Source organism: Nonomuraea sp. NPDC050022 (assembly GCF_044460705.1).
Lineage (GTDB): Bacteria > Actinomycetota > Actinomycetes > Streptosporangiales > Streptosporangiaceae > Nonomuraea.
Genome location: NZ_JBITKE010000030.1, coordinates 21,423 through 28,188 on the forward strand (window position 1 = coordinate 21,423; position 6,766 = coordinate 28,188).

Consider the following 6,766-nt stretch of genomic DNA (forward strand, 5'->3'; position numbering starts at 1 on the left):
TCAGCGGCGTCTGAGACGCCACGCGGTGACGGCGGCCACGGCAAGCGCCGCGATCCCGACGACGAGCAGGTCCGGCAGTACGTCCTGGGCGGCCGCCGCGAGGTCCTCCAGCCCGGCTTCCCAGGATTCGGGGATCGGCAGGGCCAGCCCGCGGGTGCCGTCGGAGAGCAGGAACAGCACCCCGAGCCCGCCGAAGACCAGCCCGGACAGCAGCGAGGTGGTGTGCACCCGCAGCCGTCCCAGCCGCAGTCCGCGACCGCGCAGCCAGCGCCGGCCGCCGAGGTCGTAGCGCTGCCACAGGCCCGCGAGCAGGAACAACGGGGCCGCCATGCCCGCCGCGTAGACGGCCAGCAGCACCGCTCCGCGCAGCCCGTCGCCGGAGGCCGCCGCGACCGTGAGCACCGCCCCCAGCACCGGCCCCGCGCAGAACCCCGCCAGCCCGGACACCGCCCCCAGAACCAGCACGGCTCCGGCCGAGTCACCTCGAACGTGCCCCTTCAGCCGCTCCAGCGGCCCGATCGTCCAGCCCCGACCGGCCACCTGCAGCACGCCCAGCCCGATCAGCGCCCAGCCGGCGACCGTGACCAGGAGCTCCTGATGGCCGTAGAACAGGCGGCTGACCTGCGCCGACCCCATCCCCAGCGGTACCAGCACGGCGCACAGCCCCACGTAGAACAGCAGGGTGCGGCCGGCCAACCGGCGGCGGCCCGGGAACGCGTAGGCGAAGAACGCCGGGATCAGCAGCGCCCCACACGGGCTGACCAGCGAGAACAGCCCGCCCAGGAACGCGGCGGCATAGCCGATACCGCTCATCCGCCGCGGCGGGCCTTCTCGATGGCCTTCTCGAACGCGGCCACCGGCTGGGCGCCGAACAGCACCTCACCGTTGATCAGGAACGCGGGCGTGCCGGGCAGGCCGAGCTCGGTCGCGAAGCCGAGGTCGCCGTCCACGACCCGGCGTACGGCCTCGTCGCGGCGGTCGGCGTCGAATCTGCCCAGGTCAAGCCCGATCTTGGCGGCCACGGAGCGCAGGTCGGCGTCGGTGAGCCGGGGCCGCTCGCCCGCGTACAGGGAGTCGTGGAACTCCCAGAACCGGCCCTGCCGGGACGCGGCGCGGGCGGCGAGGGCGGCGCGTACGGAGTCGCGTCCCCTGATCGGGTAGTCGCGCCAGAACATCCGCACGATGCCGGTGTCGAGGTAGCGGCTCTTCAGCACGGGCTCTATTCGCTGGGCGAATCGGCGGCAGTTGGGACACTTGAAGTCGCCGAACTCGACGATCGTGACCGGCGCCTGCGCCGAGCCCTTGGACAGGTTCGGGTCGACGGGTGGCGGAGTCGGCCCTTCCCAGACCTGCACCGAACTCGTCGGGGTGGGCTTGGCGGTCGCTTCGGGCCCACTGGTGGGACCCGCCGCAGTGGGCGAACCGGCCGTGGCTCGTCCGGCGGGCTCGTCCTGGTTCGCCAGCGCGGCGACCGCCAGCACGGCCACCACGGCGGCACCGGCCAGCGAGCCGAGCAGCACCCGGCGGCGCGGGGCCGGGGATTCCTTGGTCACCTTCAGCATCATCCCAGCCCGCCGTCACCCACGCCGCTGGTTCCTCCTACAGCTCAAGGCCTCCCACAGCTCAAGGCCCGCTACAGCTCAAGCACCTTCATGTCGAAGATCGGCCGCACCTCCACCTCGTTGAAGGCCGCGTCGGGTACCTTCGCGGCCAGCTCCACCGCCCGTTCCTCGCTGTCGCACTCGATCAGGTAGAACCCGGCCAAATGCTCCTTGACCTCGGCGAACGGCCCATCGCTCGTCATCGTCCTGCCTTCGCGTACCGAGACCCGTTTGGCCGTCGACACATCGGCCAGCCCCTCCGAAACGATCAGCTCGCCGGACGCGGCCAGCTCCTCGGTGAAGGACATATGGCCGCGCCCGAAGTTCATGCGCTGCTCGTCGTTCAGCGTCTCCCAGACCGCCCTGCTCGTCGGGTTGCTGTAGATCAGGATGAGGTACTTCACCGGTGGCCTCCATACGGTCGCGTCCGCGTCGATACCCAATATGTCGGTCCCCAATAGGTCGAAGCCGTCCGCGCGGCCTCGACATCCCGGCGGAAAATACGTGGCACCCGTCGCGATCATCCGGCTAACGTGGACAGCGTCCACCACGACAGGAAGGCAGCGCAGTGACCTACGCGAAGTCCCTCGAACTGCTTCCTGAGCTCCTGGGTCCGGATTCCGGGTGATCCCTCGCAAAGAGAGGACGCCGCCCGGAAGCCTTCCGAGGCGGCTTTTTTCATCTCACGGACGACGGCCCACGGAACAAGGGGCCGCGGGCATCGGTCTGGCCGACGGGAATGGCGCCCCCCGGCTGGATACAGCCCCAGCCCCGGGCTCGGACCACGCCAGCCGAGCCCGGGGCTAACAAGCCGCTCTGGCCCAACTGGCAGAGGCGCCGCCTTCAGGAGGCGGAGGTTCAGGGTTCGACTCCCTGAGGCGACTCGAACCAATTGCACACCACTTCACCGTCGCCGCGAAGTTCCCGTTGGGACAGGGGTGAATGGTGGGGCCGAGCATTCTTGCGGTGCGAAACATCCAGCGGTCGACCATCGGCGGGGTTGTGCTGCTGGCCGGGATCGCGGCCATCGCCTCTTTCCGTCATATGCATGAACTGTGCGTGCGCCATGGTGAAGTTCGCCTGGGGCCGATCAGGTGCCGGCACGGGTGAGCGGCATGCTCAGCGCGTGCCATCGTGTACGCCTGGCCGCCGATGGTGAGGGCGATGATCGCGTCACCGGCGAGGCTGTTGATCAGGTTGCTGCCGAGCAGGTTCTCGACGAGCAGGTCGCTGTAGCCGCGGCGTTGAGCCTGGATGGAGGTGACCAGCTTGGGCAGCGAGGTGCCGAGCGCGATCAGGGTGAATCCCACGATCTGTAGTGATATGCCCACCCGGATGGCCAGCTCGGAGGCATTGGCCACGAGTAGCTGATCACGGCAGTTCCGCGAAACGCTCGACCTGCTCGGTACGGCCGGAGACGATCACGATGTCGCCGTAGGCCAGTTCGGTCTCCGCGGTGGCGTAGGTGAACTCCTCGCCTTCGCTTTTGACCGCGACGATGGTGATCCCGTACTTGCGGCGCAGGTTGGACCGGCCGAGCGGGATGCCGATGTACTGCTTGGGCGACCGGGTCTTGATCAACGCGAAGTTGTCGTCGACCTGCATGTAGTCGAGCATCCGGCCACTGACCAGGTGAGCCACCCGCTCACCCATGTCGTGCTCGGGGAAGACCACGTGATGGACACCGATGCGCTTCAGGATCTGACCGTGCTGCCTGCTGATCGCCTTGGCCCAGATGTCGTCGATCTCCAGCTCCACCAGTAGAGAGGCGGTCAGGATGCTGGCCTCCAGATCGCCGCTGATGCCGACCACCGCCCGGTAGAAGTCGGGCACGCCGAGCTGGCGTAGCGTTTCCATGTCGGTGGCGTCGGCTGTGGCGATGTGGGTGATATGCCCGGCCAGGCTCTGGGCTGTCTTGTGCCGGTGGTCGATGGCCAGCACCTCGGTGCCGCGGCGGGTGAGTTCGAGTGCGAGTGAGCTGCCGAACCGGCCCAGGCCGATCACGACAACCGGGTCGCTGTCCTTGTCAGCCAATGATGACCCTCTCCTCGGGCAACTGGTAACGGCGGGTGCGCTCCTTGAGCGCCAGGGCGGAGCCCAGCGTGAGCGGCCCGGTCCTGCCGATGAACATCAGCAGCACCAGAAGCACCTGCCCGGCCGGACCGACGTCCGCGGTGATGCCGGTGGACAGCCCCGCTGTGCCGAAAGCCGAGACCGCCTCGAACAGCACCCGATCCAGGCCGTGCGGCGTCAGGGCCAGCAGCGTGTAGGTGCTCACCGCGACGAGCGCGACACTGATCAGACCGATCGAGACAGCCTGGCGCTGGGCTGATGCCGGTAGGCGGCGGTGGCCGATGTTCACCTCGGGCTCGCCGCGCATCTCGGCCCAGATGACGAAGGCCAGCAGCCCGAACGTGGTCACCTTGATGCCGCCCGCCGTGCCCGCGCTGCCACCGCCGACGAACATCAGCAGATCGGTGGCCAGCCAGCTGGTCGGGTTCATGGCGGCGATGTCCAGACTGTTGAAGCCCGCGGTCCGCGGCATGACGGCGGTGAAGAAGGCGGCCAGCACCTTGCCCGGATCGTCCAGCGCGCCCAGCGTCCGGGGGTTGCGCCACTCGGTGCACAGGAACACCACGGTGCCGCCGATCAGCAGGACGGCGGTCAGTCCCACCGTGATCCGGGTGAGCACGCTCCAGCGGCTGGGGTGCCGCCAGGCGCGCGACAGCTCGAAGACCACCGGAAAGCCGAGCCCGCCGATGATCACCGCGGCGGCGATGGTCAGGCAGACCCAGGGATCGCTCACGAATCCCATCACGTTGTCCGGCCACAGCGCGAATCCGGCGTTGTTGAAGGCCGAGATCGCGTGAAAGATGCCCAGGTAGAGAGCTCGGCCGAGCGGCTCGCCGTACCCGAGCAAGAAGCGCGTGGTCAGCAGGATGGCGGCCACCGCCTCGCAGGCGAGGCTGAAGATCACCACCTTGCGCACCACGTGCCGGACATCGCTCATGCTCAAGGTCTTGGTCTCGGCCTGGGCGAAGATCCTTGCGCGTAACCCGAGGCGGCCGGACAGCAGCACGGTGAACAACGTCGCCAGGGTCATGATGCCCAGCCCGCCGATCTGGATCAGCCCGGCGATGACCACCTCGCCCAAGAGCGACCAGTGCGTCTCGGTGTCGACGATCACCAGTCCGGTCACACAGACCGCGGAGGTGGCGGTGAACAGAGCTACCAGCCAGCCCGCCGACTGGCCGGACGTGGTGGCGATCGGCACCGTCAACAGGATCGTTCCCAGCAGGACGGCCAGCCCGAACCCGGTCGTGACGACCTGCGCCGGATGCTGGAAACGGCCCAGGAAGGCTGTCGCCCAGAAGGTGCCCACCTTCACAGCTCTTCCCGCGTGCCCGATCGCGCAGACGGCGAGCAGCGCCGAACCAGGCGGGAACCTCACGCTCATCGTCGAACCCGCGGGCCACCACGATGTCGCTGGAGGAGTGCAGCAGGATCGACAGGACGATCGTGACGGCGACCAGCTGGAAGACCTCCACCGACGCGGCGATGCCCGAGCTGAGCACGATCAGGCCGTACACGACCGAGGCGAAGCCTTTCGGGCCGAACCAGGCCACCGCGGCCTGCTCGCGCACCGACAGGCCCGAGCGCAGGAAGGAGATCCAGATCGCGATCGGCCGGGCCAGGAACAGGGCACCGATGGCGAACAACCACCCCTTCCAGCCCACCGAGCCGAGCACGGCAGGAGTGATGAGCGCGCCGAAGACGAGCAACGCGGCCAGCTTGAACAGCTCGGCGATCAGCTCGCCGAAGTGCTCGAACGACTCGCGCTGGCGTGGGCCGAAAGTGGCCACCGTGATGCCGGCGGAGAACGCGGCCAGGAACAGGTTCCCGTGCGTGGCCTTGCCCACCGCCAGCACCAGCAGGCCGATCGCCAGGCCGTTGAGCGGCTCGTACTGGGTGGAGGCCGAGAACCAGCGGGTCTGCTCCAGCTTGATCGCCAGCCACGGGACGGCCACGCCGATCAGCACACCGACGCCCAGTTCCAGACCGAGCTCGCCCAGATGCAGGTCGCCGGAGCCCTGGGCGATCGCCAGGAACAGCATGACGAACGGCAGCGCCAGCCCGTCGTTGACCCCGGACTCCACGTTGAGCAGTTGGCGCAGCCGGGGCGGCACCTTCTCGTTGCCGACCAGCGCGGCGGCGAAGACGGGGTCGGTGGGCGCCAGGATGGCGCCGATCAGCAGCGACTCGATCCAGCCCAGCCCCACCAGGTAATGAGCGCCCACCGCGGTGATCACCAGCGTGAGCGGCAACCCCCAGCCCAGCGCCCGGCCCGGCAGCCGCCACGCCGACCGCAGATCCGCCCAGCCCACCCGCATGCCGTCGGTGAACAGCACGGCGAACAGCGCGAGCTCGGCCAGGGTCGCGATGATGTCGTCGTCCGGCGCCAGGGACACCACCCCGAGCACGCCGTCCCCGAGCAGGAACCCCGCCACCAGGAACAACGCCGCGGTCGACAGGATCGTACGATGAGCCAGGCTGGACACCAACACGGCCAGCAGCAGAAGGCACGCGAATGCCGTCAGCAGGGCACCCATCAGCAGCCACTCTCGCTCGACCTGGCCGCCGAACACCACATCACGAACGCCTCCGCCGAAGTCCCATGCGACAACCCATTGCCGACCAGACTTCCCGGCGCACCGCGTCCCACCGTAACAGGGACATGCCCTTCGTCAGGACCGGCAGGTCTACATGAGGTAGCGCAGCCACAGGTACGGGGTGGCGATGGTGACGGTCTTGCCACGTGCGGCGTACTTGGCCTCCACCGCGTCCAGGGCGGCCACAGAGGAGGCGTCCCAGATGTGGGCGTCGGTCAGGTCGATGACCACGTCGTCGGGGTCTTCGCCGTAGTTGAACTGGTAGACCAGGTCGTTGCTGGATGCGAAGAACAGTTCGCCGGTGACGGCGTAGACGACCTGCCGGCCGTCGGGGTCGACGCAGGCCGTGACGTTGGCCAGGTGGGCGACCCGGCGGGCGAAGATCATCATGGCGGTCAGGGAGCCGACGACGACGCCGATGGCCAGGTTGTGGGTGGCGACCACGACGGCGACGGTGACGACCATGACGGTGATCTCGCCGGCGGGCATGCGCTT

The 6,766-nt window shown here is 68.7% G+C and carries 7 protein-coding genes, 1 tRNA gene and 1 pseudogene; 1 reads left to right on the plus strand and 8 read right to left on the minus strand.

From position 1 onward, the window contains the following. The 3 genes from ACIBO2_RS58635 to ACIBO2_RS58645 all read right to left on the minus strand — a co-directional run bounded on the left by ACIBO2_RS58635 (position 1) and on the right by ACIBO2_RS58645 (position 2,005). Positions 1–813, minus strand: coding sequence for a cytochrome c biogenesis CcdA family protein (locus tag ACIBO2_RS58635; protein WP_358558057.1), 813 nt, complete (start codon positions 811–813; stop codon positions 1–3). After that, positions 810–1,553, minus strand: a complete 744-nt coding sequence (locus ACIBO2_RS58640) for a thioredoxin domain-containing protein (protein ID WP_358558060.1) — start codon at positions 1,551–1,553, stop codon at positions 810–812. Before ACIBO2_RS58640 ends, ACIBO2_RS58635 begins: the two co-directional genes overlap by 4 nt. Positions 1,554–1,633: 80 nt before the next feature. Continuing rightward, complete coding sequence (locus tag ACIBO2_RS58645) at positions 1,634–2,005, minus strand: YciI family protein (RefSeq protein ID WP_358441869.1); 372 nt, start codon at positions 2,003–2,005, stop codon at positions 1,634–1,636. 406 nt (positions 2,006–2,411) lie between these two features. Here ACIBO2_RS58645 and ACIBO2_RS58650 point away from each other — a divergent pair. Further along, a tRNA-Leu gene (locus ACIBO2_RS58650) sits at positions 2,412–2,485 on the plus strand. Positions 2,486–2,641: 156 nt separating this feature from the next. On the opposite strand, the gene ACIBO2_RS58655 is transcribed toward ACIBO2_RS58650, so the two are convergent. From ACIBO2_RS58655 to ACIBO2_RS58675, 5 genes and pseudogenes are all read right to left on the minus strand, one after another. Then, positions 2,642–2,962, minus strand: coding sequence for a hypothetical protein (locus ACIBO2_RS58655; RefSeq protein ID WP_358558066.1), 321 nt, complete (start codon positions 2,960–2,962; stop codon positions 2,642–2,644). Positions 2,963–2,972: 10 nt separating this feature from the next. Beyond that, a complete protein-coding gene (locus tag ACIBO2_RS58660; protein ID WP_397305343.1) occupies positions 2,973–3,635 on the minus strand; it encodes a potassium channel family protein in 663 nt (220 codons plus the stop codon). Then, positions 3,628–5,058, minus strand: coding sequence for a TrkH family potassium uptake protein (locus ACIBO2_RS58665; RefSeq protein ID WP_397305344.1), 1,431 nt, complete (start codon positions 5,056–5,058; stop codon positions 3,628–3,630). The genes ACIBO2_RS58660 and ACIBO2_RS58665 overlap by 8 nt, the downstream gene beginning before the upstream one ends. A gap of 91 nt (positions 5,059–5,149) precedes the next feature. Further along, positions 5,150–6,211: pseudogene (locus tag ACIBO2_RS58670) on the minus strand (cation:proton antiporter); the annotation flags it as partial. A gap of 150 nt (positions 6,212–6,361) precedes the next feature. Continuing rightward, on the minus strand, positions 6,362–6,766 hold a 405-nt coding region (locus tag ACIBO2_RS58675), incomplete at its 5' end, for an STAS domain-containing protein (RefSeq protein WP_397305346.1).